The sequence below is a fragment of the Catenulispora sp. MAP12-49 genome, assembly GCF_041262705.1.
Taxonomy (GTDB): domain Bacteria; phylum Actinomycetota; class Actinomycetes; order Streptomycetales; family Catenulisporaceae; genus Catenulispora.
Window position 1 is genome coordinate 1 of sequence record NZ_JBGCCP010000065.1, and the last position, 26,228, is coordinate 26,228.

Consider the following 26,228-nt stretch of genomic DNA (forward strand, 5'->3'; position numbering starts at 1 on the left):
GGCCAAACCTTCATCGTCCGAGCAGCACCGCTCCAGAGAACTCCCCTACAACGAGCCCCCTTCGCGTTCAGGACACACAGCCGTCAAAAAACGCCGTTGACTGTCAAACCACGAACACACTGCACCCGCACGCCGATTCGACCTACAGATACGTCAGGCGCCCGAAAAAGCCGCTACTTATAAAGCGGCAGGCAAACCGCAACCCTCACACAACACTCGGACGCTCGACGCGCCATCCGACCTCAGCCAGCCGCATCGAGCCCGAGCCGACCTCAGCTGTCCCGCTCCGCCAGCACCAGCTCCCCGACCTCCTCGACGAGCACCTCCCGCGCCTCGCGCGGCAGCCCGTCGTCGGTCACCAGGACGGCGGCCTCGCCGAGTCCTGCGAAGGCGGACAGGCCGACGACGCCCCACTTCGTGTGGTCGGCTACCACCACGAGGTTGCGGGCGGCGGCCACCAGGGCGCGGTTGGTCTCGGACTCCATCAGGTTGGGACTGGTGTAGCCGGCGGCGGCGTCCATGCCGTAGACGCCGAGGAAGACCTGGTCCAGGTGCAGGGTGCGGATGGCCTGGACCGCTATCGGGCCGACCAGGGCCTCGGAGGGGGTGCGCATGCCGCCGGTGAGGATCACCGTCTGGTTGGTGCCGGGTTGGGCGCTCTCGTGGGCGTGCAGGACGTCGGCGACCCGCAGGGAGTTCGTGACCACGGTCAGGTCGGGGACGCCGACCAGGTGGCGGGCCAGGGTGTACGTGGTGCTGCCGCCGCTGATGCCGATCGCGGTGCCCGGGCGGACCAGGGCCGCGGCCTTGCGGGCGATGGCGTCCTTGGCCGGCTGTTCCATCTCGGCCTTGACCGTGAAGGCCGGTTCGTCGGTGGAGCCGGCGCGGCGTACCGTCGCGCCGCCGTGCACCTTGGTCAGGAGGCCGCGCGAGTCCAGGACGTCCAGGTCCCGGCGCACCGTCATGTCCGACACGCCCAGCAGGCGCGTCAGGTCGTTGACCCGCACGCCCCCGGTCCGCTGGACCTCCTCGAGGATCCGCGCCTGCCGCTGCGCTGCCAGCATCGGATTGTCCCTGTCCCCTTCACGCTGCCCTGGCTGCCCGGCCGAGTTTCCGGCTGAACGCACGGTAACACGCTCACCAACGCTTACAGGCCTGGTAGAGCGCCAGGCCCGGGATCCGGGCGGAACGCACCGCCCGCGGCGGGTCGAATCCGGCGCCGGCCAGCCAGGTCCGGAGCGCGGCCGGGGAGTGCACCGTCGAGCCGGAGGTGAGCCGGACGAACAGTGCCAGGTACGCGGCGGCCGCGTTGGAGCGGGACCGGGACCAGGACTGAGGCCGGGACCATGACCGAGACCCGGACCAGGACCCGACCCCACCCCCGCCGCCCCCGGGCGGCTCGGCGAAGGCGTCCAGCACGGCCAGCGTCCCGCCGGGCTTGAGCGCCTCGGCGGCGCGGGCGAACAGCTCCGGGATCTCGGCCTCGGTGAGGTGGTGCAGCAGGTTGAAACACAGCACCGCGTCCTGGCCGCCCGGGAACTCGGCGGTGCGGGCGTCGCCGTCGAGGAAGGCCACCGTGTGGGCCAGCCCCGCCGCCTCGATCACCTCCCGCCCGACCCGCGCGCTGCCGGGCAGGTCCAGCACGGTCGCCGTGAGACCGGGGTGCCGCCGGCACAGCATCGCCGAGTACCAGCCGTGGCCGCCGCCGACGTCCAGCACGCTGGCGGCGTTCTCCGGCAGCGCCAGCCGCCGCGCCACCTCGGGGGCGAACAGCCGCGCCAGGTCCAGCTGGCCCAGGATGTAGCGGCGCCAATAGGGGTCCTCGGCTCCCCGGTCGTGCTGCTCCACGGAGGCGCCGGTCTCTATCACCCCGTCCAGGTCCCGCCACCAGTCGAAGTAGTCGCCGCAGGCGTTCACGAACCGTGCGACGCCCACCTCGGACTCCGGGTCCAGCCAGCGCCGGTCGCGCCGGGCCAGGCGCACCGTGCCGTCCTGGGACCTGCGCGCGTGCCCGGCCGCGACCAGGCAGTCGACCAGCAGCCGGGTCGGCGTCGGCGCCAGGCACAGGTCCCGGGCGATCTGCTCGGGCGTGGCCGGCGCACCGGCCAGGCGCGCGACGACCCCCGTTCGCACCGCCGCCACCAACACGCCAGAGGCCGCAACACCACCCCACGCCTCGGCGGCCGGAGTCGGGACTAGGTTGGCGCGCAGGGCGACGCGCTCCAATAGGGTGCCGCCACGCAGGGCCAGTCGCATGGTCCTTGCATACCCCTGCCGAGGAGAACTTGATGCCGATCCTCAAAGCACTGTTCCGGACCTGCCATCCTCTGCCCTCGGTCGCGGTCACGGCCATGTTCGCGGCGCTGATCGTCCAGGCCGCGCCGCACGGCATCGGCCCGGTCGCGGCGATCCCGGCCGTGCTCCTCGGCGAGTTCTCGATCGGCTGGTCGAACGACTACTTCGACGCCGCGCGCGACGCCATGGCCGGCCGGACCGACAAACCGATCGTCGCCGGGGCGATCTCGCAGCGGACGGTGCTCATCGCCGGCGTGGTGGCGGTGACGGCCTCGGTGGCGCTGGCGTTCTCGATCAACACCGCCTGCGGCACCGTGGATCTCACCCAGATGGCGGCGGGCTGGTTCTACAACGCCGGACTGAAGATCACACCGGTGTCGGGGCTGGCATACGCGGTCGGGTTCGGGCTGATCCCGGAGTTCGCGACGAGCACCGCCCCGGGCATCCCGGCGGCGCGGCCCGCGGTACTGATCGCGGCGGCGCTGCTCGGGGTCGGCGGCCACCTGGCCAACGCGCTGCCGGACCTGGAGGGCGACCGGATCGCCGGGGTCCGGGGGCTGCCGAACGTACTGGCGGACCGCTTCGGGGTGCCGGCGGTGCGCGTCATCACGGTCCTGCTGTTACTCGGCGCCTCGGGGTTCCTGGCGTTCTCCGGCTCGCCGTGGCTGTGGCTGGGCTTCACCCTGTGCGCCGCGCTGGCCTGGCTCGGCCTGAGCGCCGAGGGCCGCGCGCCGTTCCTGGCGGCGCTGGCCATCGCCGGGATCGACGTGGCGATGTTCGTCTTCGGCGGCGTGCCCCTGTCCTGACCTGTCCTGACCGCGCATTATTCGGCGGCCTCCGGGTACCGGGTTATCTGACGCGCCCGCGTCAGCGATTCCGTGCCACCTGGCGAGGGAGTGAGATTGTCCCGCATCGCGGCAGTCACCTCGGCGCTCCCCGCCCACCGTCATCGCCAGGACGACCTGGCCGCCGCGACCGCCGATCTGTGCGCGCTCCCGGCGAACCGCCGGGCCCTGCTGGACCGGCTGTACGCCAACGCCGGGGTCGACACCCGGCACACCGTGCTCCCGCTGACCGGCTACCGGCGCCTGGAGAACATCGAGGGCACCAACGACGCCTACATCGAGCACGCCACCGAACTCGGCGAACAGGCCGTCGACAGCGCCCTGCGACAGGCCGGGGTGGCCGCGGAGGACGTGGACCTGTTCGTCACGACCTCGGTGACCGGCGTGTCGGTCCCCTCCCTGGACGCCCGGCTGGTGCCGCGGCTCGGGATGCGGCCGGACGTGAAGCGGGTGCCGATGTTCGGCCTGGGGTGCGTGGCCGGCGCGGCGGGGCTCGCGCGCATCCACGACTACCTGATGGCCTGGCCGGACCACACCGCGGTCCTGCTGGCGGTCGAGCTGTGCTCGCTGAGCGTGCCGATGGTGGATGCCACGGTGCCCGATCTGGTGGTCAGCGCCCTGTTCGGCGACGGCGCCGGGGCGGTGGTGGTGCGCGGCGCCAACCGGAGCGGCACGGGCGTCCGGATCGTCGCGACCCGCAGCGAGCTGTGCCCGAACACCCACGACGTGCTCGGCTGGCACCTGGGCCCGCGCGGCTTCCGCATCGTGCTGACCACCGAGCTCGCCGAGGTCGTGGAGCGCGAACTCGGCGGCGTGGTCAAGCGCTTCCTGGGCGACCACGGACTGCAGGTCCCCGATGTGGCCGCCTGGGTCGTGCACCCCGGCGGCCCGAAGGTGATCGACGCGGTGCGCGACTCGCTGGAGCTGACCGAGGACCGGGTCGCCACGGCGCGCGCCGCCCTGGCCGAGGCCGGCAACCTGTCCTCGGCCTCGATCGTGCACGTGCTGGGCAAGGAGCTGGCCGCGCCGGACGCCGGGCCGGGCCCGATGGTGATCGTGGGCCTGGGTCCCGGGGTGAGCATCGAGCTGCTGCTGCTGGAGCGGCTCGGATGATCGTCTACTACGCGCTGGTGATCGCCACGTGCTTCGAACGGCTCGCGGAACTGGTCGTGGCCAAGCGGAACGCGGCCTGGAGCCTGGCGCGCGGCGGCGTGGAGACCGGCCGCGGGCACTACCCGCCGATGGTGCTGCTGCACACCGGGCTGCTCGCCGGCTGCCTGATCGAGCCGGCGGTCGCGCACCGGTCGTTCGTCCCGGCGCTCGGGATCCCGATGCTGGTGCTCGCGGTCGGCTCGCAGGCGCTGCGCTGGTGGTGCATCAGGACTCTGGGGCACCAGTGGAACACCCGCGTCATCGTGGTGCCGGGGCTGGCGTTGGTGGATGCCGGACCCTACCGGTGGTTCGCGCACCCGAACTACGTGGCGGTCGTGGTCGAGGGCTTCGCCCTGCCGCTGGCCGGTTCGGCGTGGGTGACGCCGGCGTGCTTCACGGTGCTGAACGCCGCGCTGCTGACCGTGCGGCTGCGCTGCGAGACCAGGGCGCTGGGCTCGGTGGAAGAGCTGTGCTCGACGTCCTGATCGTCGGCGGCGGCCCGATCGGTCTGGCGACAGCCTGCTACGCGGCCCGGGCGGGGCTCACGGTGGCCGTCGCCGAGCCGCGGACCGGCCCGATCGACAAAGCCTGCGGCGAAGGGCTGATGCCGCCGGCGGTGGCCGCTCTGCGGGCGCTCGGCGTGGATCCGCCCGGCCGGCAGCTGCGCGGCATCAGGTACCGCGACACGGGCCACAGCGTGGACGCGGAGTTCCGCAGCGGCCCGGGACGCGGGGTCCGGCGCACGACCCTGCACGAGGCGCTGGCGAAGCGCGCGGAGAGCGCCGGAGTCGTGGTGCTGCCCGAGCGCGTCACGGAGTTCCGGCAGTCCGGCGGTTGTGTGGAGGCCTCGGGAATCGCGGCGCGCTACCTCGTGGCCGCCGACGGCCTGCACTCCCCCGTCCGGCGCGCCTGCGGCCTGGACCCGGCGCCGGCGCCGGCCCGGAATGCACGTTACGGCCTGCGCCGGCACTTCCAGACCGCGCCGTGGACCGACTTCGTCGAGGTCTACTGGTCGGACCGGGCCGCGGGCGCGAGCGGCGCATCCGGCGCGACCGGCGCGGCGGCCACGGTGGCCTCGGCACCCTCGGAGGCCTATGTCACCCCGGTCGACGACGGCCTGGTCGGCGTGGCGATCCTCGGCCCGCCCGGCGCGTCCTTCTCCGACCGGCTGGCGGCCTTCCCGGAGCTGCGAGAGCGGCTCGCCGGGGCCGAGGCCGGGCCGGTGCGCGGCGCCGGGCCGCTGCGGCAGGCCGTGCGCCGCCGGGTCGCGCCGGGCGGCCGGATCCTGCTGGTCGGCGACGCCTCGGGCTACGTGGACGCGCTGACCGGCGAGGGCATCAGCGTCGGGCTGGCCCAGGCCCGGGTGCTCGCGGCGTGCCTGGCGGCCGGCCGGCCCGGGGACTACGAGCGGCAGTGGCGGCGCGTGTCCCGGCGCTCCAACGTGTTGACCGCCGCGCTGCTGGCAGCCCGCCGCAACCCGGTGCTGGGCCCGCGCGTCGTCCCGGCGGCCGGGGCGCTCCCGGCGGTGTTCGGCGGAGCGGTGCGGCTCATCACCGGCTGACCTGGCCGTCCGCGGGGCTGTCAAGGGCATTCACCCATAAGGGTGTTCACCGGTGATCACCGAAGTGTTCACAAGAACCTGCCGTGCGAGTACATTGACGTACCGTGGCACGCACAATCACCCAGTGTCACGGAAGCCAGGGTGTTGACACGCAGGCGTAGGTCGGATCCTGGGCGCCGAGAACCGGGGGATGGGGGAGCATGGCGGACTCTGACAAGGCACCGCTCCCCCGCCATTTCTGGTGGTACTTCGTCGCCGGCGCGGTGTCCTGGCTCGGCGACGGCGTCATCGTCGTCGGCTTCCCCCTGCTGGCCGCCGGGCTCACCTCCTCGCCGCTGGGGATCGCGGCCGTCATCGTCACCCAGCGGCTGGCCCCGATGCTGCTCTCGCTGCCGGCCGGGGCGCTGGCCGACCGCTGGAACGCCCGGCTGACCGCGGTACTCACCAACGTCGCGCAGGCGCTGCTGTTCGCGGTCGCCGCGGTACTGGTGGCCGGGAACCACATCGGGCTGGTCTCGCTGATCGTCATCGCCTTCCTCGCCGACGCGCTGGGGACGCTGTTCACCTGCGCCAACGGCGCGCTGCTCGCGGACGTCGTGGAACCGGAGCACTACGGCACGGCCAACACCTGGATCCGGGCCGCCAACACGCTGATCGCGTTCGTCGTCGGCCCCGGTGTCGGCGGCCTGCTCTACGCCACCGGCCGCCAGCTGCCGCTGATCATCGACGCCTGCTCGTTCCTGGCCGCGGCCGTGCTGCTGGCTTCGCTGCGGCTGCCGAACTCCCGTCCGCGGCCGGCCCGCGCCGACCGGCACTTCCTCACCGAGGTGAAGGACGGCATCCGGATCTCCTTCGGCCCGGGCCCCATGCGCCTGATGGCCGCGATGATCGGCACGATGACGGTGGTCCAGGCCGGCTCGGTGGCGGCGATCGTGGTCCTGGGCACGCAGACCGTGGGGCTGGGCAAGACCGGCTTCGGCTGGACGCTGGCGGCCGGGAACGTCGCGGCGGTGGCCGTGATGCTGTCCATCGGGCGGCTCGCCAAGCTGCGGACGTCCTCGGCCGTGCTGGTCTGCCTGGTCTTCGGGATCATCGGCGAACTGCTGCTGGGCACCGCGCACAGCGGCCCGCAGATCTCGGTCGGCCTGGCCATGGACGCCGCCGGGGTCCTGATCATCGGCGTCGCGCTGACCACCGCGCGCATGCGCCTGGTCCCCCGGGAGATGCTCGGCCGGATGACCGGCGGCTACCAGACGGTGATGTACACCGCCGGCACGGTCGGCACCCTGGTCGGCGGGGCGCTGGCCGAATCCAGCGGGCGGCTGCCGTACCTGGTGTGCGCCGCGGTCTACGCCGCGGTGCTGGCGACCAGCTTCCGGCGGGTCCGCGGGCTGGACGCGCAGCCCGAGCCGGCCCCCGCGCCGGTGGTCATCCCGGCGCAGGGCGGCGCGACCGTCGAGGTCGTGGACTGAGGGTCGCGGGCTGAGGTCGCGGACTGGGGGTCGCGGACTGAGGTACGGGCCGCGTCCGACGTGGCGCGTCCTACGTCGCCGAGAAGGCCGGCATCGGAGTGTCGTTGATCACCGCGCCCCACAGCTGTGCGGCCTTGGTCTTGTCCCACAGGATGGAGGACCCGACCCCGGGCACGTTGTAGTCCTCGTTCGCGATCGGCACCACGATGGTGTGGCCGCTGCCGCCGCTGACCCCCTTCATGCTCTGGAACATGTCGTACAGGTCGCCCAGGCTCGTGCCGTCGCTCACCTTGAACGCGGCCAGGGAGTTGTCCAGCACCGGGACCAGCTTGAACGGGTTCAGGATCACTCCCGCGGAGGACACCTTGTGCGCCAGGGCCGCCAGGAAGGCGCGCTGGCGCTGCATCCGGCCGATGTCGCCGAGCGGGTCGGCGTACCGCTCGCGCACGTAGGCCAGGGCCTGGGCGCCGTTGAGGGTCTGGCAGCCGGCCTTGAGGTTCGCGCCGGACAGCTCGTCCTTGATCGGCTTGTCCAGGCACATGCCCACCCCGCCGACGGCGTCGGTGACCTTCACGAAGCCGCCGAAGCCGACCTCGGCGAAGTGGTCGATGCGCACCCCGGTGGTGACCTCGATGGTCTTGATGAGCAACGGAGCGTCGCCGAAGGCGTACGCGGCGTTGAGCTTGTTCTTCGACTCCTTGTGCTGCTTGCCCTTGCTGTCGGTCCACGCCGGGATGGTGACGTAGGAGTCGCGGGGCAGGCTGATCAGCGAGGTCCCGTTGGACCCGGAGTGCAGGATCATCATCGAGTCGGTGCGCGAGGTGTCCCCGGTCACAGCCCCGGTCCCGGTGTGCAGCGCGTCCTGCTGGTCCTGGGTCAGCCCCTCCCGGCTGTCACTGCCGACCAGCAGCCAGTTGCTCCCCTTGCCCTCGGCCGGGCGGCCCGGGTAGTCGGAGATCACGTTCTCGTGCCGGATCTCCCCGGAGGCGTGGAAGTAGAGCCAGGTCGCATACCCCCCGACCAGCAGCACCAGGACCAGCGTCCCGGCCAGGATCCGCCGGGGCCAGCTGAAACGGCGCACCTTGGGCGGCCGCGGCCCGCCCCCGCCGGCCCGTCCGCCCCGTCCGCCCTGTCCCCCCGGCAAGCTCCCCCGGAGCCGGTCCCACCTGGAAGGCGGACGCAACTCCACGGTGGGCTCGGGCTCCTGCGGGGTCCAGCCGCCTGGCTGCTGGGGATTCCAGCCGCCGGGCTCCTGCGGGGTCCAACCACCATATGCACCACTCATGACACCGACCCTGCCATCCCCAGGTCCCGAAAGCTCCAAGACCGGGTAATAAGTCGGCAACGACGCCCGGACCATGCCCGCTCATGCCCGCTCATGCCCGTCCGTGCCCGCGCCGTGCCCGCCCGTGCACGGCACCCGGCCCTGGTGGCCGCCACGTGGCCGAACCCCCGACGCCCGGTTAACGATTTCGGGACGCGGGCCGTGGTCTGCTAATGTTTCACCCGTCAACGCGACACCGGCAAGATCAAGCGCCGCTAGCTCAATTGGCAGAGCAGCGGACTCTTAATCCGCGGGTTCGGGGTTCAAGTCCCTGGCGGCGCACCCGTAGCGAATCCCCTGGCAGCCCAGCTGACCGGGGGATTTCGCGTTTTCGCAAAACCCTCCCGCAAAGTCCCGCAAGGACCGGCAAGGAATCGCACAGACCCGCAAAGAACTGATCAGTGCAGGTCGTCCGCGAGCCGGGCCATGACTGCCTTCATGACGGCCGCGTCCACCTGCGCGGTCATGGCCTTGCGGTCGTTGAGGTTGGTCAGCAGGGCCCGCAGGTCGAGGTCGTTGATGGTGCGGCGCAGGATGTCGTCGGTCGTCAGGGATTTGTCGATGAGGGAGTCGGGGATCGCGCGGATCGCGGTCTTGCGGAAGCCGCTGAGGTTCGACTCGTCGACGGCCTGGCGGACCAGTTGCGATGCCTTCGGGAGCTTGCCGTCGTTCTTCAGGCTGTCGACGGCGACGAGCAGGCCGGTTCGCAACGCGTTGATCTGCGCGTCGGTGCGGGTGCCGGGTTCGGAGAGCTGGAGGGTGAAGGCCTCCCGGGACAGGCCGACCTGGCAGGCGGCGGCGCTCAGGCCGGTCAGGACGAGTTCCTCGGTCAGGCCGTCGATCCCCGTCGCCACCGAGCTCGCCGGTTGGGCCAGACACGAGTCGGCCGGGCGCAGGATGTTGTCCCGGCCGCCGCCGTGGGCGAGTTGGACCGCCAGGACCCCGCTCACCAGCACCACGGACAGAGCGGGGAGCGCCGCCGCTCGCAGGCGCGCCGCGGCGGTCATCGCGCGTCCTCTCGACGCAGGCGCAGCGGGATCAAGGACACCAAGGCTGCGAGGGCCAGGGCCGCGCCGATGAGGAAGGCGTTGCGGAACGCATGGGTGGCCGCTCTCTGTAGCTGGACGTTGAGGTCGTGCTCAAGCTGCGCCGCGGTGGCCTTCTCCGCCGGGGGCACGCTCAACCGCGCGAAGGCGGGGTCCAGGTCGGGCACCCGGCCGCTGTCCGCCTTGAGCTGGTCGGCCAGCCCGCCGGCGAGCGCGATCTTGTCCTGCGGCGCCAGCGGGGCGTTCAGCACCAACGCGGTGATGGCGTCCTTCGCGGGCGGCTGGGCACTGCGCAGGTCCGCGGTGAAGACCGGCGTGAGGATCGCCAGACCCAGGACCACCCCGGCGTGCCGGGCCGCGATGGTCCAGGCGCCGTGCAGGAAGTGCGGCGTGCGGCCGTCCATCGCCTGCAGGCTCAACGGATCCAGCGTCAGTCCGAGCCCGAGTCCGACGAGCGCCTGGGGCGCGATCGTCCACGCGAGATCGGCCGACGGCAGCAACGCCAGCCCGGCCAGGCCGCCGGCGATGAGCAGGCACCCCGACATCGTCTGGGCCAGCGGCCCCGATCGCAGCATCCGGACCAGCGGCCGGGTGAGGAGCGCCGCGAGCGGGATCACCGAGACCGTGACGGCCGCGATCGCCGGCGACCGGCGCCAGCCGTCGACCAGGAGCAGCACGAACAGGAACAGCGCCGCGGTCAGGGCCGCCGAGAGCAGCGCCAGGGCGATGTTCGGCCGGATCCGCACGGGGTGCCGCGGCGTCTCGTCGGTGAACGCCGTCCCGTTCCTGCGGCGCTTGGCCAGCGCGGCAGGGACGGCCAGCACCGCGATCGGCACCTGGACGATGAAGATCGAGCGCCAGGAGAAGGCGTCGGTGAGCAGCCCGCCGGCCATCGGGCCGACGGCGGTCCCGAACACGCCGGCGGCGATCCACCACGCCGTCCCGCGCCGCTCGCTCAGGTCCTCGACGAGCAGCGGAAGGCTGCCGACCACCGCGAGCGCGCCACCGACCGCCTGCACCGACCGGGCGGCGATCAGGACCTCCAGGGAACCGGCCACCGCGCACATCGCCGAGGCCCCGGCGAACACCGCGATGCCGATCGCGCACAGCACGGCCGGATCCCGCCTCTTGTAGAACCACGCGGCGGGCCGCGCGACCACGGCGAGAACGAGGTTGAACGCGATCAGCACCCAGGCGACCTGGCCCACCGTGGTGTGCAGGCGCACCAGGATCTCCGGCAGGGCGAGGGTGACGACCGCCGAGTCGGCCAGCACACACCCCACCGTCACCGCGAGCAATGCCGCTGCGACCCGGCTCTGTCCGGTCCCCTCAGAAATGGTGTCGTCCACGCACGCCCCTCCTGGATGGCAAGAGCACTCTACGTCGGACGCCGCGCGAATGGCTGTGCGAGTTCGCCGGCGCACCCTCAGGCGTGGTGCCGATGACCGCGCCGTCCGCCGTGACAGCATGTGGCCTGCTCAGATCTCGGGCAGACTTGGAGGAACCGGACATGGCGACCGGGTTTCCTGGACTCTCTGTGGCGGATCCTCATGCTCGGCGCCGCGGCGCTGGTGTTCTTCTGGTGGGGCCAGCACTTCCTGCTCGGGGGACGCGTCGGCTGGCGCTCCCTGCTGCCTGGCACGCTCGCGACGGTGGTGGCCCTGGGCGGCCCGCGGGTGTTCTCGGCGCTGGTCTTCGATCCGATGATCACCTCGAACGCGGAGGCCTACGGCGCCGTCGGCGTGATCCTGGTGGTGGTGTCCTGGCTGATCGGGGTCGGGTTCATCTTCTACGGCGGGGCCCTGGTCGGACGGGTCTACGTCCAGCGCCGGCAGGAAGCCGAAGCCGCGCCGGAGGCACCGCCCCCGCAGGAGTGAGGGAGCCACGCTTGTCATGACCCGTATGGGCCAACAACGCAAGGCACGACGGAACACCACTGACAACGATGATCCCAGGAAGCGACAGCCGAACCGGCGCGGCCAACCGGTCCGAACCACCTGGGAGCCGGCGAGAGCGCGGCGGATTCGCTGGCGTCGGGGTTCGCCCGGTCGGCGATCGGGCTGGCGATCTTCTGCGCGTTCGGCATCGCGCTGGCCCTGCTGGTCGACCGGATCCGGCCCTGCCGGACACCGCACCGCGCAGTACGCGGCGGCCGCGGCCGGTACCGCGCACACGCTGCCGACCCGGCCGACCCGGCCGACCAACTGAGGCGAACCGTTATCGGCTCACCAGGGAGGGCAGGTGCTCCCCGTGTGGCAGAACGGGTGGATCACGGTGGCCGACGCCGGCGCCGCGGTCGTCACGCCGACCGCGAGTGCCGAGGCGAGGAACGCGGCGGCCGCGAACCTCCGGTAGACCTTCTTCATCCTGATCTCCCTCCATTCGACGCCTCAGGCCCCGGTGGCGGGCGGCTGAGGCGGGGACAATCAGGATTCTGCTATACGACGGCTTTGCGTACCAGTGCCCGATAGATGTGCAACGACCAGTGCGCGGTGCGGTCGCTGTGGCCGTCCGGGATCAGTTTCGTGCCGGTGGCGATGGTCAGGTCCTCGGCGCCGGCGAGGAAGAGGACGAAGATATACAGGTGATGGGGCCAGCCCTCGTAGTAGAACTCCTGGCGATCGACTCGCTGGCCGGTCCCGAACGGAGCCTGCAGCAGTTGCTGCGCCCGCGGCGGCAGGTTGCCGAGGATCCCTTTGAGGTCGGGGAGGAGCCCGATGTCCGGCGCATACGACACGTCGGAGCCCGCACCCGGCCCCGTCGCGCCGGACGGCGGCTCGTCCACGGCCGCCGGCGTGTGCTCGACGTCGTCGAGGGTCAGCGATCCGCTGACGAAGTCGTAGCCGGATATCCGGTACTCCGGGTGCCGTCTCCTCCCCGGCCGGGGTTCGGCGAAGTACAAGCCCCGCTCACCCAGGACCGCGGCCTTCGGAGCCTGGCGGGCGTGCGAACTGTCGGGCCTGGCCCACCAGTAGGCGACGGGGGCGGCGAGTTCCTTGAGCCGGTCCCGGACCGGTGCGGCGATCTCGTTCCAGCACTCCTCGCGCAGCTCGGAGCCTCCGAGGCCGATCTGGGCCGCGGCGTGCAGAGCGGTCCGGGGCCCTTGGTCGCCGGAACCGGCCGTGTCGTCCGTCATGCCGCCATCGTCTCAGGGCTCGCCGACGGTCATGAGGGCATTGTCTGTTGCCCGAAGGGGCGCGCGGGCGATGCCCCGGCGGACCGGAACCTCAACAACCGCCGGTACCTGCCCTGACCGGCCCATAGGGTGTCCGCCAAAGGATCGCCCGGCACGGGTTTATCAGCAAGCACAGATGTATCAGCAAGCACGAGTTGTCAGCAGCACAGCTTGCCAGCCGTGCGGATTGTCAGCGGGCGCAGGCGGGCGGGGAGCAGCAGATGTGGGTTGACCTGAACCCGGTGACGGCGGATGTCGAACCGGGCGCCGAGACCACGGTGGCCGTCACCGTACGCAACACCGGCGACATCGTCGAGGAATACCACCTGCAGGCCACCGGCGACCCCGGACAATGGGCCGCCATCGAACCCCAGACTTTGCGCCTGTACCCCGGCACCACCGGCACCGCACAACTGACCTTCACCCCACCGCGCAGCGCCGAAGCCCAAGCCGGACCCCAGCCCTACGCGGTCAAGGTCACCCCCCGCGAAGACCGCGAGAACATCCACGCCATCGAAGGCCTCCTGCGCGTCGCGGAATTCGCCGACCTGCGCGCGGAGCTCTTGCCGGCGCAAACCCGAGGCTGGCACCGCGGCCGCGTCAAACTCGCCGTCGACAACTACAGCAACGTCGCCACCAGCGCCGCCGTCGCCTCGACGTCGACCAACTCCAACCTCCAAGTCGACATCCGCACCCCGGCCCTGCGCCTGCAACCCGGACGCGCCCAATTCAGCAAGTTCACCGTCAGGCCCGCCCGGCTGCTGTGGTTCGGCACCAAGGCGAGGCACCAGTACAACGTCACGGTCACCCCTTCGGGCCTGGGACAGCCGGTCAGCTTGCAGGGCACGTATATGCAGTCGGCACTGCTGCCGCGCTGGCTTCAGCGCCTGCTGATGTTCCTGTCGGCCGCGGCCATGGCCATCCTGGCGCTGTGGTTCGGCATCCACCCCTCGTTCGCCACCAGCGCCCAGGGCTCGCCGCAGCCGGCCGCGAACACCGCACCGCAGGTGATCGTCATCCAGCCGACCCCGCCGGCCTCCTCCAGCAGCCCGTCGCCGAAGCCCGCGCCGACCTCGGCGCCGAGCCACGCCGCGCCGCCCGCGCCGACCACGTCCAAGTCCGCTCCACCGCCTGCGGGCCATTCCACCAGCGCGCCCCCGCCGGCGGCGCCCCCGACGTCCTCGTCGCCGCCGAAGTCGGCGCAGATCAAGACGACGAACATCCTCAACTCCGCGACCAACGACTCGGTCGACGTGTACCAGAACAACTTCACCGACGGCCAGCAGATCGATCTCTGGGACACCCTGCACAACGACGCGCAGACCTGGACGGTCTGGGTGTACGCCGACGGCAGCATCGTCATCCAGTCCAACGACCAGCCCGAGAGCGCCGGCACCAAGGTCCTGCAGGTGGACCAGAACAACGACCCCACCAACACCGACGTCGACATCTCCGACGACTGGAACGGGGTCGCGGGCCTGCAGGCGCACCTGACGGTCGACTTCCAGCAGTGGACGCTGACCAGCATCCCCGGCAACGACACCTACGGGGTGCTCAAGAACAAGAAGACCGGGACCTGCCTGGCCAGCTCCGGCGCGCACGGGTGGCTCACCATGGCCCCGTGCAACACCGGGGACCAGGCCCAGTGGTTCTGGCTGTTCGCACTCTGATCCACCGGCCGCGCGCAATGGCCCGGGCGGTTTTGTTGTGGACGCCGCGATAAAGCGGACACCAGTTGCGAAACGGCCGGGGCGCCGCAGCCGCGCAGGCCGTAGGCTCACCCCATGGTCGACCCCCTGATCGCGCGTGAGCGGCACCTGCGCCTGCTCCAGTCGGCCGTCGACGAGCTGAAGGCGGGCTCGGGAACCGCGGTGGCGCTGCCCGGCGAGCCGGGCATCGGCAAGAGCGCGGTGCTGTGGGCGGCGGCGGGCCTGGCGCGCGGGGCCGGCGTGGCGGTGGTCGCCGCGCGCGGCTCGGTTCTGGTGCGGAGCCCTGATATCGGCGCGGCGTGCGCGCGGGTCGTCGAGGACGTCACCGCCCACACCGCCGCCGGGCGGCCGGTTCTGGTGACCGTGGACGACCTCCATCTGCTCGGCGCGGACGAGGCGGGCCTGGCGGCGGCGCTGTTGCGCTGCGCGGCGGACGGGCCGGTGCTGTGCGTGCTGGCCTACCGGCGGCGGCAACTCGCCCCGGGGCCCGCCGCCGCGCTCGCCGACGCCTCCTCCGGGCTGCTCCGGCTCGCGCCGCTGGACCCGCTCACCCGCGAGCAGGCCGCGGACCTGCTCGGCGAGCGCCCGGAGGCCGACGAGGTCCACCGCGAGGCCGCGGGGAACCCGCAGTACATCAAGGTGCTGTGCGCACTGGCCGACACCGGGGCCACCGCCGAGGCCGGCGCCTCGATCTTCGCCGAACTGGCCGGCCTGGAGCCCGGGGCGCTGGCGGCGGCGCGGGCCGCGGCGGTGCTCGGCGAGCCGTTCTCCATAGCGCTGCTGGCCGGGGTCGCCGAACTCGACGAGGCCGCGGCCGTCCGCGCGCTCGACCAGCTCACCGGCGCCGACCTGATCCGCCCGGCCGAGCGCGGGCCGCACCTGGCGCTGCGGCACCGGGTGGTCGGCGAGGCCGTCTACGAGCGGCTGGAGCCCAGTCTGCGCTTCGTCCTGCATCGGCGGGCCGCGGAGGCGCTCAGCGGGAACGGCGGCTCGATCGCCCAGCGCGCGCGGCACATCACCAAGGCCGCGGATCCGCAGAATCCCGACCACCTCACGACGCTGATCGCGGCCGCGCGCGCGGTGATCTACACCTCGCCGGCCACCGCGGCCGAGTACCTGCAAGCCGCTTTGCCCTTGCTGCGCGCGGGAAACGACCACACGCACGAGGTGCACGTCCTGCTCGCCCGAGCGCGCCTGCTGACCGGCGAGCTCGCCGAGGGCCGGGCCCTGCTCGACGCGCTGCGCTCGGCCGGCCCGAACGGTCCGGCTGGTTCGGCTGGTTCGGCCGGACCGGACGGCACCGAGCTGGACTCCAGCCGGCTGGAGCGGCGGCTGGGCCGGCACGTCGAGGCCGGGGCGCTGGCCCGCGCCGGTCTGGCCGCGCTGGCCCAGACCGATTCGGCGACCGCCGCCGCCCTGCACACCGAACTGGCCGACACCGCGTACGACGTGCAGGACTACGAGAACTGCCGGATACACGCCGAGACCGCCGCCGCCCTGGCCGCCCGGCACGGCGACCCCGTCGGCGAGGCGCACGCGCTGGCGCAGTCGGCCCTGGGCCACCTGTTCACCGGAGATGAGGCCACCGCGCTGGTCCGGGCCACGAAGGCGGCCGAGCTCATCGACGCCGCCCCCGACACCACGCTGCTGACGAACCTGCTCGCCCCGCTGCAACTGGGCATGACCGAGGGCCTGCTCGGCCGCCTGGCCGACAGCGAGCGCCACCTGGCGCGGGCCGAGGCCCTGGGCCGGCGCACCGGCCAGAACTACCTCGACGCCTCGCTGCTGACCGTCCTGGCCAACGCCCAGAGCCGGCTCGGCAAGCTGAACCCGGCCCTGGTCACCCTGGAGCGCGTCGCCCGGCGCCGGGAGGCGCCCGACGAGCACGGCGGCAACGCCTCCGAGGAGGCGGTCTCCTCGAACGTGCGCGCCTCCACGCTGTACTGGCGCGACGAGCCCGGCGACGCCGAGCAGGTCCGGGCCGAGGCGGACCACGCTCTGGCGCTCGCCAGCACCACAACCACGTCCTGGGCCATGGCCGTGCGCTGTTTCCACGCCGAGCTGGTCCTGTTCACCGGCGATCCGCTGCGGGCGCGCTCGCTCCTGCTCGAAGCCGCCGGGGAGGACTTGGAGGGCATCAGCCCGTGGCGCCGTCCCCGCTGGTGCGACACGCTGGCCGAGATCGCCATGATCGTCGGCGGTGGCGGTGGCGGTGGCGGTGGCGGTGGCGGCGGCGGCGGCGCGGACGCCGGGCGCTGGGCCGCGATCGCCGAGGAGGCCCCGCAGCACCCTTCGACGCTGCGGGCCTTCGTGGTGCGCAGCCGGATGTGGGCACACGCCGCGCTCGGCGAGTACGAGGCGGCCGTGACGCGGGCGCAGGAAGCGGTCCGTGAGTTCACGGCGCGCGGCGAGCGGATCGAGGTGTGCCGGACGTTGCTGGCGGCGACCGAGTTCACGCTGAGGGCGGGGAACGCGCAGCCGGCGGCGGGCTGGCTGGACCGGGTGGCCCTGCTGGCCGAGCAGTGCGGTTCGATGCGTCTGGCGGCCGAGGTCGCCCGGTACCGGTCGCGCCTGGCCGTCCTGGACTACGCCGGCCCCGAGACGCAGTCCGTGGCGGCGCCGCTGACCGGGCGCGAGCGGGAGATCGCCGATCTGGTGAGCCGGGGCATGACCAATCCGGCGATCGCCGGACGGTTGTTTCTCAGCGTGCGCACGGTGGAATCCCATCTACGCCAGATCTATCGCAAGCTCGACGTGCCGAACCGCGCCGCCCTGACCCGGGCGCTGCTGGACGCCGACCGCACCTCGCGTCCGCGGACGTTCTGAGCCGCCGCGCCGGGAGCCCCTCCGACTCCCGCGCCACTTCCGCACGCCACTTCTGCGTGCCTGCGTTGCGTGCCCGGCTCAGTGGTTTCGCCGATGCGGGGCCGCCCCGCGCACGCGAAACTCGTGGTCGCTTCACAGCACACAGAACGAAGAGCGCACAGAACAACAATCTTTCGGAGGTTCGGATGGGCCTGGCAGAACGCCGTAGCGCCGAGCGGTTCAAGAACGAGGACTACCCCGGCTGGAAGTCGCGGATCGACGAGGCCGCGGGCTTCGAGATCACGATCGACGTGGCGTGGGATGAGCTGGCCGTCCCCGACTACGCCGACAGCTACGCGGAGTACTTCCCGGCGGTCTACTTCCAGCCGCTGCTGGACGCGCTCGGCTCGATCGGCGCCGACGACATGGGCAAGGACGCGCTGCGCGAGGGCGTGTCGAAGGTCGTCGTGAAGAACTCCGGCCAGTACTTCAGCCCGACGGGCTTCACCTTCGCCGACGGCGTGCTGACGCTGGACCACATGTCGGACAGCAACACCCACCATGTGGAGGAGCGGACGAAGGCCATCCAGGCCCTGCTGGAAGCCGGGCTCTGAGAAAGCCCTTCCGCCCCGACGCGCAGCCCCTGGTCATTCGATGGCCAGGGGCTTTCGGCTAAGTTCGTTCTCAAGGTCTGATGACAGAAACGACGGAACGACAGAACGACCGGACTGGAGCCGCCCCGTGGACGCTGACGTCATCATCGTCGGAGCCGGCCTGGCCGGCCTGACCGCCGCCCACGAGCTCACCTCGCGGGGACGGAAGGTCGCGCTGGTCGAGCAGGAGAACGCGGCGAACCTCGGCGGGCAGGCGTGGTGGTCGTTCGGAGGTTGTTCCTCGTCGACTCCCCCGAGCAGCGGCGGCTGCGGGTGAAGGACTCGTTCGACCTGGCCTGGAGCGACTGGCTCGGCAGCGCGCAGTTCGACCGGCCGCAGGACGAGGACTCCTGGGGGCGGCGGTGGGCGCGGGCCTACGTCGAGTTCGCGGCGGGCGAGAAGCGGTCGTGGCTGGCCGGCCACGGCCTGAGGTTCCTGCCGACGGTCGGCTGGGCCGAGCGCGGCGACCTGCGCGCCGACGGGCACGGCAACTCCGTGCCGCGGTTCCACGTCACCTGGGGCTGCGGGACCGGCGTCGTCGAGCCGTTCGTCCGGTCGGCGAAGCGGGCCGCCTCGGCCGGCCTGCTGACGTTCCACCACCGGCACCGGGTCGACGAGATCGTGGTCACCGGCGGCACCGTCACCGGGGTGCGCGGCACCGTGCTGGCGCGGGACGACGCCGCCCGCGGCGTCCCCTCGGCCCGCGAGGCCATCGGCGAGTTCGAGCTGTCGGCGCAGGCGGTGATCGTCACCAGCGGCGGCATCGGCGCGATCCACGAGCTGGTGCGGCGGTTCTGGCCCGAGCGCCTGGGCAAGGCGCCGGACTTCGGCTGTTCGGGGGCGGCAAGACTCAGAGCACGCTTGAGCGATGCCGCGGTTGGGCACACATGGTCGACCTCGCCGAGGAGGAGACCCGCGGCTTGTCGGACACAGCGCTCCGGCGAGCGATCAACACACTGAGGCAGCGTCATCAGAACGGCGAGAGCCTGGACGCGCTGCTCCCGGAGACCTTCGCGATCGTGCGCGAAGCATCGGTGCGGATGCTCGGCGAGCGTCCCTATACGGAGCAGCTCATCGGCGGCGCGGCCTTGCATCTGGGCGCGGCCGTGGAGATGAAGACCGGTGAGGGCAAGACGCTGACCGGGGTCCTGCCCGCTTGTCTGCACGCGCTGACGGGCCAGGGCGTCCACGTCATGACCGCCAACGACTACCTCGCCGCGCGGGACGCCGAGTGGATGGGGCCGGTGTACGGGCTGAGTCTGGCGTTGCAGGCGAAGGAGTTGTACGTCAAGGACCGCGACTACGCGGTCGTGGACGGAGCGATCCGGGTCATCGACACGACCACCCAGCGCCCGCTCTCCGACCGGACCCTCCACGACGGTCTGGATCAGGCGCTGGATGCCAAGGAAGGCCTGGAGGTCCGGCCCGAACGACAGCAGTTGGCGACCATCGACGTCCACGCCTATCTCAAGCTGTACTCCCGGCTGGCGGGCATGACCGGCGTGATCGAGGGAGAGGCCGACGCCTACCCGGGTTTGTACGGTCTGGAGTGCGTCATCGTCCCGCCGCATCACCCGGTCCGGCGTGTCGACCACGATCCGTCGATGTTCGCCAACGACGGCACGATGCTCCGCGCCGTCGGCACGACCGTCCAGACCCAGTGCACCGCCGGCCGGCCGGTGCTGGTCGGGACGGCGTCCGACGAGATGGCCGGGCGGATCTCGCAGACCCTGCGGGCCGCCGGCGTCGAGCACGACGTGCTCGACGCCCGGAGCCACGAGCGGGAGGCCGAGATCATCGCCCGCGCCGGGCGGCCCGGCGCGGTCACGGTGCTGACCCGCATGGCCGGGCGCGGCGTCGACATCCGGCTGGCCGAGCCCGAGGGCGCGGGGCTTTACGTGCTCGGCGTCGGGCCGATGAGCTCCCGGCGCATGGAGCTGCACCTGCGCGGACGCGCCGGACGCGGCGGCGACCCCGGCGAATCAGCCTTCTACTTCTCCCTCGAAGACGCCCTCATGAAGAACACGAAGACGGCCCAGCGGCTCACCGAAGGCGGCATGGACGGCCCCCTGGGCCCCAACTTCGCGATCACCCGGCTGATCCTGGCCAAGCTCAACGCGGTGTCGGCGTTCCAGACTCAGTCGCTGACCGAGAAGCTGCGCTTCTCCGCGGTGCGGGAGGAGCAGCGCGCGGGGGTCTACGCCAGGCGCGAGGAGGTGCTACGGGACGGGATCACGCAGGACCGGATGGACGGCATCATCCACAGCGTCATCCAGACCCTGGTCCTCGCCGCCCGGACCGGCCCGCAGGACGTGGACCGATTGGCGCAGGCGCTCGGCACGCTCTGCCCGGCCACGGTCAGCCGCGACACGATCGCGGTGGGCCTGTCCGGCTCCCCCACCTCGAAGGTGCGCGCGGATCTCGTCGAGGCGGTGGTCCGCGACGTCCGGGCCGCCGACACGGCCCGCGTGGCGGAGCTCGGCCCGAACACGGCCGCCAGGCTGAGACGGCGCGTCATGCTCTCCGTCCTCGACCGCCTGTGGCGCGGCCAACTGCGCGACCTGGATGATGCGCAGGACGGCCAGACTCTGCGCACCGTGGCCGGCGGCGACGCGTTGGGCGGGTATCAGCGGACCGCGTCGCGGCTCGCGGCGACGATGTGGGAGGAGATCGACGAGCAGTTCGTCGGGTACTGGTTCAACGTGGAGGTCTGAGATGAGCCGAACAGACACGCCGGATCCTGTGACCTGGACGCTCAGCGGGTTCGGCGACGAGATCGGGCCCGATCCCGAGATGCAGTTCGCCGTGTTGCAGGCGCTGGGGGCACGGCATGTCGAAGTGCGCGGGGCCTGGGGCACCAACGTCGTCGATCTGACCGATGAACAGGTCGATTCCCTCGCCGCGGCCTTGGAACGGTGGGGCATGGGGGTCTCCGCGATCGCCTCACCGATCGGGAAGGTGAGCATCGTCGGCGATCCCGAGGACGAGGCCCGGCGGCTGGCGCGGGCCATCACGGTCGCACACCGGCTCGGGGCCCGCTACATCCGGATGTTCTCCTTCTACCGGCCGGACGGGATGAGCGCGCAGGACGTCCGCGACCCGGTGCTCAAGCACATCAGCGTCCTGGCCCGCTCGGCGGAGCGGGAAGGCGTCGTCCTGGTACACGAGAACGAGAAGGACATCTACGGCGACATCCCCGAGCGGGTCCTGGACCTCATCGAATCAGTGGGCTCCGATGCGTTGAGGGTGGCCTGGGACAGTGCCAACTTCGTGCAGGTCGGTGTGGCGCCGTTCACCGACGGCTACGCGATGCTCCGGCCGCACCTGGAGTACCTCCAAGTGAAGGACGCCCTCGCGGCGACCGGCGAGGTGGTACCCGCCGGCGAGGGCGACGGCGAACTCCTCCAGACCCTGACCGCCCTCCGGGACGACGGCTACACCGGCTTCGCCTCCCTCGAACCGCATCTGGCCCTCGGGCACACGCTGGGCGGCTTCTCAGGCCCCGCCCTGTTCGGCCGCGCGGCCCGGGCCTTCACCGGCCTGCTCGACACGATCGGGGTGGCGACCGCATGACCGAGAATCGCGAAAAGGGCACCGCCAGAACCACAAGCGTCGCCATCGTCGGCGCGGGAACGATCGGCCTGATCCACGCCGAGGCGGCACGGCGCCATCCCCGGCTGCGGGTCGCGGCGATCGTCGACCCGGACGCCACCGCGCGCCGGAAGCTGGTCGAGCACATCGCGAACGCCGCCACCGGTCCCGCCGACTCCCCCGCCCCGGCCGAGTTCGCCTCCCTCGCCGAAGCCCTCGCCGCCGGCGGCGTCGATCTGGTCGCGGTCTGCGTGCCGACCGGGATGCACGCCGCCGCGGTCGGCGCGGCGTTGGCTGCCGGGGTTCATGTCCTGGTCGAGAAGCCGATCGATGTCTCGCTGCCGGAGGCTCGCCGGATGGCCGCGCTCGCTGGCGAGGCCGCGCGGCGCGGGGTGGTGTGCAGCGTGGTCAGCCAGCATCGGTTCGATCCGGCGGCTGCGGCCGTGGCGGCGGCGGTGGCCGACGGAAGCATGGGGCGGCTCACCTCGGCGGTCGCCTCTGTCGCGTGGTGGCGGGGTCAGGAGTACTACGACTCGGCGCCGTGGCGCGGTACCTGGGCGCTGGACGGTGGCGGGGCGCTGATGAATCAGGGTGTGCACACCGTGGACCTGCTGGCGTGGCTGCTCGGGCGGCCGGTGGAGGTGTGCGCGCACACCGCCCTGCTGGCGCACGGGGCGATCGAGGTCGAGGACGTCGCGACCGCCACCATCCGCTTCGCCTCCGGGGCGCTGGCCGTCCTGCACGCCACCACCGCCGCCTATCCCGGCCTGTCGGTGCGGCTGCAGATCCACGGCAGCCAGGGCTCCGCTGTCCTGCACGACGACCAGCTCGAGTACTTCCACGTCGCCCGGCACGGCAGCGGCACGACCGCCGGACCCTACGGCGGCACCGAGCCCGACAACCAGGCGGCCGACCTGGTCCCGGCCTCGGAGCTGCGCGGCGGGCCCAAGGCCGCCGACGCGATGGTCGTCGGCCACCTGCGCCAGTACGAGGACGTCGTCGAGGCCATCGAGAGCGGCCGGGCACCCGGGGTCACCGCGCAGGACGGGCTGATGGCGGTGGCGATCGTGCGCGCCGTCTACGTGTCCGCGGCTTTGGGTCAGACCATTGATACCGATGCCCTGCTGAACGGTGACTACGACGACGTGGCGGTCGGGTCCGGCTTAGCCCACTGAGGTGGGGACCGGGCCCCGGGGACGCGCCGGTCTGGATCACCCGCAGCGACTATGCTCGCGGGAGATTCGCCGGGAGGGGAGAGTCCATGTCCGACGGGGAAAGCCCTCTGATCAACGCGCTGCGGCAAGCGGTGCGGTCCGCACCGGAGCAGCCCGAGTTCCGGGTCGCGCTCGCTGAGGCGCTCATCGCGCGCGGCGACGGCCAGGGGGCGATCGTCGAGCTCGGCGAGGCGTTGCGGCTGGATCCGGGGTCGGCGCGAGCCAGGGAGCTGATGCTCTCGGCGCTCGGCGGGGGAACGGGGACGGCAGCCCCGCCCGGCGAACAGCACCCGATCCCAGCACCGATCCCGGCACCGGCACCCGCCCCGACCCCCAAAACCGACCCCGCCTTCGACTGGTCCGCCGCCGAGGCCGAACTCGGCGACATCGCCCCGCCGCCCCGCTTCACCTCCGCGGCCAAGCCGGCGGCCGGGACAGCGGCCGGGTCGGCAGCCGGGCCGGTGGCCGCCGACGACGCGGGCGAGGACCCGCACGGCGTCCCGGCGCACGAGGTCGAGCGCCCGGCCCTGACCCTCGCCGACGTCGGCGGCCTGGCCGAGGTCAAGGAGCGGCTGCAGGTCTCGTTCCTGGCCCCGATGCGCAATCCGGAGCTGCGCAAGATCTACGGCAAGTCGCTGCGCGGCGGCCTGCTGCTCTACGGCCCGCCCGGATGCGGCAAGACCTTCATCGCGCGGGCGGTCGCCGGCGAGATCGGCGCTTCCTTCGTCTCCGTGGGCATCTCCGAGGTGCTGGAGCTGTGGTTCGGGGCGTCGGAGAAGAACCTGAGCGAGCTGTTCGAGCTGGCGCGGCGGCAGGCGCCGTGCGTGCTCTTCTTCGACGAGCTCGACGCGCTGGGCCAGCGGCGCAGCCAGACCCGCAGCTCGATGATGCGGACCGTGGTCAACCAGTTCCTGACCGAGCTGGACTCGGTGGGCGCGGACAACGAGGGCGTGTTCGTGCTCGGCGCGACGAACGCCCCGTGGGACGTCGACCCGGCGCTGCGCCGTCCCGGCCGCTTCGACCGGACCGTGCTCGTGCTGCCGCCGGACGCCCCGGCCCGCGCCGACATCCTGCGCTACCACCTGCGGGAGCGGCCGATCGCCGGGATCGACCTGGATTCGCTGGTGGAGCGGACCGAGGGGTTCTCCGGGGCGGACATCGCCTACCTCTGCGAGTCGGCGACCGAGAACGCCCTGATCGACGCGGTGCGCAGCGGCGAGGTGCGGCTGATGGGCATGCCGGACTTCGACGCGGCCCTGAAGGACGTGCGCCCCTCGACCGGGCCCTGGTTCGACGCCGCGCGCTCGGTCGCGCTGTTCGCCAACGAGGGCGGCGCGTACGACGACCTCGCGGCGTTCTTCAAGAACCACAAGGGTGCGAAGGGCCTGTGATGGCGGACGAGGACGCGCTGCGGACCGCCGTCGAACGCGCCGTCGCCCTGATCCGGCTGGAGCGCCACGCCGAGGCCGAACCGATGCTGCGCAAGGTGCTCGCGGCCGATCCCGAGCACTTCGGGGCGCTGGCGAACCTGGCCTGGCTGCTCGACCTGGCGGACCGCCGGGCCGAGGCGCTCCAGACCGCGCGGCTGGTGATCGCGCGCTGGCCGCAGGACACCGAGGGCTTCTACCGCGCGGCGCTGGTCCAGAAACAGGAGCAGGAGTTCGACGAGGCGCTCGCGCTGCTGACGCGCGCGCTGGAGATCGCGCCGGACGAGGGCCGGGTGCTGCGGCTGTACGCGCAGGTGCTCGGCCGGTTCCCCGGTCGGCGGGCCGACGCGCTGGCCGCGGCCGACCGCGCGATCGAGGTGGATCCGCAGGCCGGCGAGAGCTTCCAGGCCCGGGCCATGGTCCTGGTCGACGAGTACCGCTGGCGGGAAGCCGAAGCCGCCATGGAGCAGGCGCTCCAGCTGGAGCCGATGAACACCGCGTTCCTGATCCAGGCCGGCATCGTGAAGCTCCGGCTCGGGGCGATCGAGCGCGCCCGGGAGGCGTTCACCTCGGCCCTGCGGCTCAGGCCGAAGCCGTACCGGGTCCGCGAAGTGCTCGACACCCTGGAGACGCAAGGGCTTCCGGCGCCGATGCTCGACGTCTACACCCTGGGCTGCCAGGCCCTGGACATCCCGGACCTGGGCACGCCGGGCACCGCCGGGACGGACCCGGAGCTGCTGCGGCGCCAGGCGCGCATCGCGGCGTCGATGTGGCGCGCGGCCGTCTACAACCACGCCTGGTCCAAGGACTCGCGCGACCGCTGCCGGGCACTGGTGACCGCGATGCTGGCGGCGGACCCGACGCTGGTCCCGGCGCGGCTGCTGGCCGCCGAGATCGCCGGTGACGACGACCGCCACGAGGACCTCGTCGCGCTGGCCCTGCCGCTGGTCCAGGAGGGCGAGGCGACCCGCGCGCTGTTCCGCTGGACCGTCCACGCCCTGGAGGACCTGGACCGCCTCGACGAAGCCCTCGGCCTGGCCACCGAGGGCCGGCGCCGGTTCCCGGACGCCAGCGAGGCGGTGTCCCTGCAGGGCCGCGTCCTGGCCGAGATGGGCCGGCGCGAGGAGGCCGTGGCCGCCGCGAAGGACGCGATCGCGCTGGCCGGCGACGACCCCGGGGCCCTGACCTCCGCGGCCACCATCTACAAACGCCTGCACATGAACGACGAGGCCAAGGAGGCCTACAAGGCCATCCTGCGGGTGGCCCCGACCCAGACCACCACGCTGTTCCAACTCGGCTCGCTCTACATGCTCGGCTACCAGGACCACCGCGCCGCCGAGCGCCTGATCCAGCGCATCGAACTGCCCGACGTCGGCGGCGACCGCACCGCGGTCCTGGGCCAGATCCGCTTCCAGCTGGGCAAGTGGGACCAGGCCCTGGCCGACTTCGAGACGGCGCTGGCCACCCCGATGCGCGACCCGGTGACCGTCCCGGGCATCATCGTGGGCCTGCAGCTGTTCGGGCCGCCGAAGCGCTTCCAGCCGATGCTCGACAAGTGCGTGGAGATCCGCGGCGACGGCGAGCCGGCCGAGCCGGCGACCATCGAGAAGCTGCGGCTGGCGGCCTTCACGATGCTCAAGTACAGCGCGCTGGCCGAGGCCGCGGAGGTGCTGGAGCAGATCCTGGAGATGGACCCGGAGAACTACGAGGCCACGATCATGGCGAAGGTGGTCGCCGATCCGGACGAGCCGGAGCACGCGGAGGCGATCGCGGTCGTGTATGTCGAGGACGCGCACGACGACGAACTGTTGTGAGGCTCGAGGCCGACCGGCGAAGGCCGGCCTCGGTTCACCCCTACTCCGGCCGCGACCGCACGATGAGGTCGGCGAGCAGCGCCATGGAGGCGATGATCAGGCCGGACAGCAACAACAGCGCCGTGTTCTGTGCGAACCGGAACGG

At 72.3% G+C, this 26,228-nt stretch carries 21 protein-coding genes, 1 tRNA gene and 2 pseudogenes; 16 read left to right on the plus strand and 8 right to left on the minus strand.

Translation table 11 applies throughout. The annotated features are described in order from the left end of the window. Positions 1 to 272: 272 nt before the first annotated feature. Both ABIA35_RS47885 and ABIA35_RS47890 read right to left on the minus strand, forming a co-directional pair. A complete protein-coding gene (locus ABIA35_RS47885; RefSeq protein WP_370347691.1) occupies positions 273 to 1,064 on the minus strand; it encodes a DeoR/GlpR family DNA-binding transcription regulator in 792 nt (263 codons plus the stop codon). Positions 1,065 to 1,137: 73 nt separating this feature from the next. Continuing rightward, positions 1,138 to 2,256: a cyclopropane-fatty-acyl-phospholipid synthase family protein gene (locus ABIA35_RS47890; RefSeq protein ID WP_370362451.1), complete on the minus strand. Its 1,119-nt coding sequence runs from the start codon at positions 2,254 to 2,256 to the stop codon at positions 1,138 to 1,140. A 32-nt stretch (positions 2,257 to 2,288) separates the two neighbouring features. Here ABIA35_RS47890 and ABIA35_RS47895 point away from each other — a divergent pair, with 32 nt between their 5' ends. From ABIA35_RS47895 to ABIA35_RS47915, 5 genes are all read left to right on the plus strand, one after another. Beyond that, entirely contained in the window at positions 2,289 to 3,101 is an 813-nt protein-coding gene (locus ABIA35_RS47895; protein WP_370362452.1) for a UbiA family prenyltransferase, read from the plus strand. Positions 3,102 to 3,197: 96 nt separating this feature from the next. Beyond that, the gene (locus ABIA35_RS47900; protein WP_370362453.1) at positions 3,198 to 4,253 is read left to right on the plus strand and encodes a type III polyketide synthase; all 1,056 of its coding nucleotides are present in this window, start codon (positions 3,198 to 3,200) and stop codon (positions 4,251 to 4,253) included. Further along, the gene (locus ABIA35_RS47905) at positions 4,250 to 4,777 is read left to right on the plus strand and encodes an isoprenylcysteine carboxyl methyltransferase family protein (protein ID WP_370362454.1); all 528 of its coding nucleotides are present in this window, start codon (positions 4,250 to 4,252) and stop codon (positions 4,775 to 4,777) included. The genes ABIA35_RS47900 and ABIA35_RS47905 overlap by 4 nt, the downstream gene beginning before the upstream one ends. Continuing rightward, the gene (locus ABIA35_RS47910; protein ID WP_370362455.1) at positions 4,762 to 5,853 is read left to right on the plus strand and encodes an NAD(P)/FAD-dependent oxidoreductase; all 1,092 of its coding nucleotides are present in this window, start codon (positions 4,762 to 4,764) and stop codon (positions 5,851 to 5,853) included. Before ABIA35_RS47905 ends, ABIA35_RS47910 begins: the two co-directional genes overlap by 16 nt. 200 nt (positions 5,854 to 6,053) lie before the next feature. Beyond that, a complete protein-coding gene (locus ABIA35_RS47915) occupies positions 6,054 to 7,325 on the plus strand; it encodes an MFS transporter (protein ID WP_370347681.1) in 1,272 nt (423 codons plus the stop codon). 70 nt (positions 7,326 to 7,395) lie between these two features. On the opposite strand, the gene ABIA35_RS47920 is transcribed toward ABIA35_RS47915, so the two are convergent. Further along, on the minus strand, positions 7,396 to 8,610 hold the full coding sequence (locus ABIA35_RS47920) for an LCP family protein (RefSeq protein WP_370362456.1): 1,215 nt from the start codon (positions 8,608 to 8,610) through the stop codon (positions 7,396 to 7,398). Between the two features lie 248 nt (positions 8,611 to 8,858). On the opposite strand from ABIA35_RS47920, the gene ABIA35_RS47925 reads away from it, so the two are divergent. Next, positions 8,859 to 8,931: transfer RNA gene (locus ABIA35_RS47925), tRNA-Lys, on the plus strand. Positions 8,932 to 9,047: 116 nt separating this feature from the next. On the opposite strand, the gene ABIA35_RS47930 is transcribed toward ABIA35_RS47925, so the two are convergent. After that, positions 9,048 to 9,656, minus strand: a complete 609-nt coding sequence (locus tag ABIA35_RS47930; RefSeq protein WP_370347676.1) for a hypothetical protein — start codon at positions 9,654 to 9,656, stop codon at positions 9,048 to 9,050. Beyond that, on the minus strand, positions 9,653 to 11,044 hold the full coding sequence (locus ABIA35_RS47935) for an MFS transporter (protein ID WP_370347674.1): 1,392 nt from the start codon (positions 11,042 to 11,044) through the stop codon (positions 9,653 to 9,655). The genes ABIA35_RS47930 and ABIA35_RS47935 overlap by 4 nt, the downstream gene beginning before the upstream one ends. 201 nt (positions 11,045 to 11,245) lie before the next feature. Here ABIA35_RS47935 and ABIA35_RS47940 point away from each other — a divergent pair, with 201 nt between their 5' ends. Next, on the plus strand, positions 11,246 to 11,572 hold the full coding sequence (locus ABIA35_RS47940) for a hypothetical protein (protein ID WP_370362457.1): 327 nt from the start codon (positions 11,246 to 11,248) through the stop codon (positions 11,570 to 11,572). Between the two features lie 348 nt (positions 11,573 to 11,920). On the opposite strand, the gene ABIA35_RS47945 is transcribed toward ABIA35_RS47940, so the two are convergent. Then, positions 11,921 to 12,061, minus strand: a complete 141-nt coding sequence (locus tag ABIA35_RS47945; RefSeq protein ID WP_370347670.1) for a hypothetical protein — start codon at positions 12,059 to 12,061, stop codon at positions 11,921 to 11,923. A gap of 71 nt (positions 12,062 to 12,132) precedes the next feature. Continuing rightward, a complete protein-coding gene (locus ABIA35_RS47950; protein WP_370362458.1) occupies positions 12,133 to 12,831 on the minus strand; it encodes a hypothetical protein in 699 nt (232 codons plus the stop codon). Positions 12,832 to 13,091: 260 nt separating this feature from the next. On the opposite strand from ABIA35_RS47950, the gene ABIA35_RS47955 reads away from it, so the two are divergent. The 9 genes and pseudogenes from ABIA35_RS47955 to ABIA35_RS47995 all read left to right on the plus strand — a co-directional run bounded on the left by ABIA35_RS47955 (position 13,092) and on the right by ABIA35_RS47995 (position 26,083). Further along, the gene (locus ABIA35_RS47955; RefSeq protein ID WP_370362459.1) at positions 13,092 to 14,540 is read left to right on the plus strand and encodes a hypothetical protein; all 1,449 of its coding nucleotides are present in this window, start codon (positions 13,092 to 13,094) and stop codon (positions 14,538 to 14,540) included. A gap of 114 nt (positions 14,541 to 14,654) precedes the next feature. After that, positions 14,655 to 17,405 carry a LuxR C-terminal-related transcriptional regulator gene (locus tag ABIA35_RS47960; protein ID WP_370362460.1) on the plus strand — a complete coding sequence of 917 codons (2,751 nt, stop codon included), beginning with the start codon at positions 14,655 to 14,657 and terminating at the stop codon, positions 17,403 to 17,405. A gap of 185 nt (positions 17,406 to 17,590) precedes the next feature. Beyond that, positions 17,591 to 17,998, plus strand: a complete 408-nt coding sequence (locus tag ABIA35_RS47965) for a hypothetical protein (RefSeq protein WP_370347663.1) — start codon at positions 17,591 to 17,593, stop codon at positions 17,996 to 17,998. Positions 17,999 to 18,125: 127 nt separating this feature from the next. Next, a pseudogene (locus ABIA35_RS47970) lies at positions 18,126 to 18,919 on the plus strand (FAD-dependent oxidoreductase); the annotation flags it as partial. A 5-nt stretch (positions 18,920 to 18,924) separates the two neighbouring features. Next, positions 18,925 to 20,751, plus strand: a complete 1,827-nt coding sequence (locus ABIA35_RS47975) for a hypothetical protein (protein WP_370362461.1) — start codon at positions 18,925 to 18,927, stop codon at positions 20,749 to 20,751. Between the two features lies 1 nt (position 20,752). Beyond that, a complete protein-coding gene (locus ABIA35_RS47980; protein WP_370362462.1) occupies positions 20,753 to 21,610 on the plus strand; it encodes a sugar phosphate isomerase/epimerase family protein in 858 nt (285 codons plus the stop codon). Beyond that, positions 21,607 to 22,803, plus strand: coding sequence for a Gfo/Idh/MocA family protein (locus ABIA35_RS47985; RefSeq protein ID WP_370362463.1), 1,197 nt, complete (start codon positions 21,607 to 21,609; stop codon positions 22,801 to 22,803). Before ABIA35_RS47980 ends, ABIA35_RS47985 begins: the two co-directional genes overlap by 4 nt. Before the next feature lie 86 nt (positions 22,804 to 22,889). Next, a complete protein-coding gene (locus ABIA35_RS47990; protein WP_370362464.1) occupies positions 22,890 to 24,233 on the plus strand; it encodes an AAA family ATPase in 1,344 nt (447 codons plus the stop codon). Continuing rightward, positions 24,233 to 26,083: a tetratricopeptide repeat protein gene (locus tag ABIA35_RS47995; RefSeq protein ID WP_370362465.1), complete on the plus strand. Its 1,851-nt coding sequence runs from the start codon at positions 24,233 to 24,235 to the stop codon at positions 26,081 to 26,083. The genes ABIA35_RS47990 and ABIA35_RS47995 overlap by 1 nt, the downstream gene beginning before the upstream one ends. A gap of 40 nt (positions 26,084 to 26,123) precedes the next feature. On the opposite strand, the pseudogene ABIA35_RS48000 reads toward ABIA35_RS47995, so the two are convergent. Beyond that, positions 26,124 to 26,228, minus strand: a pseudogene (locus ABIA35_RS48000) (glycosyltransferase family 2 protein); the annotation flags it as partial.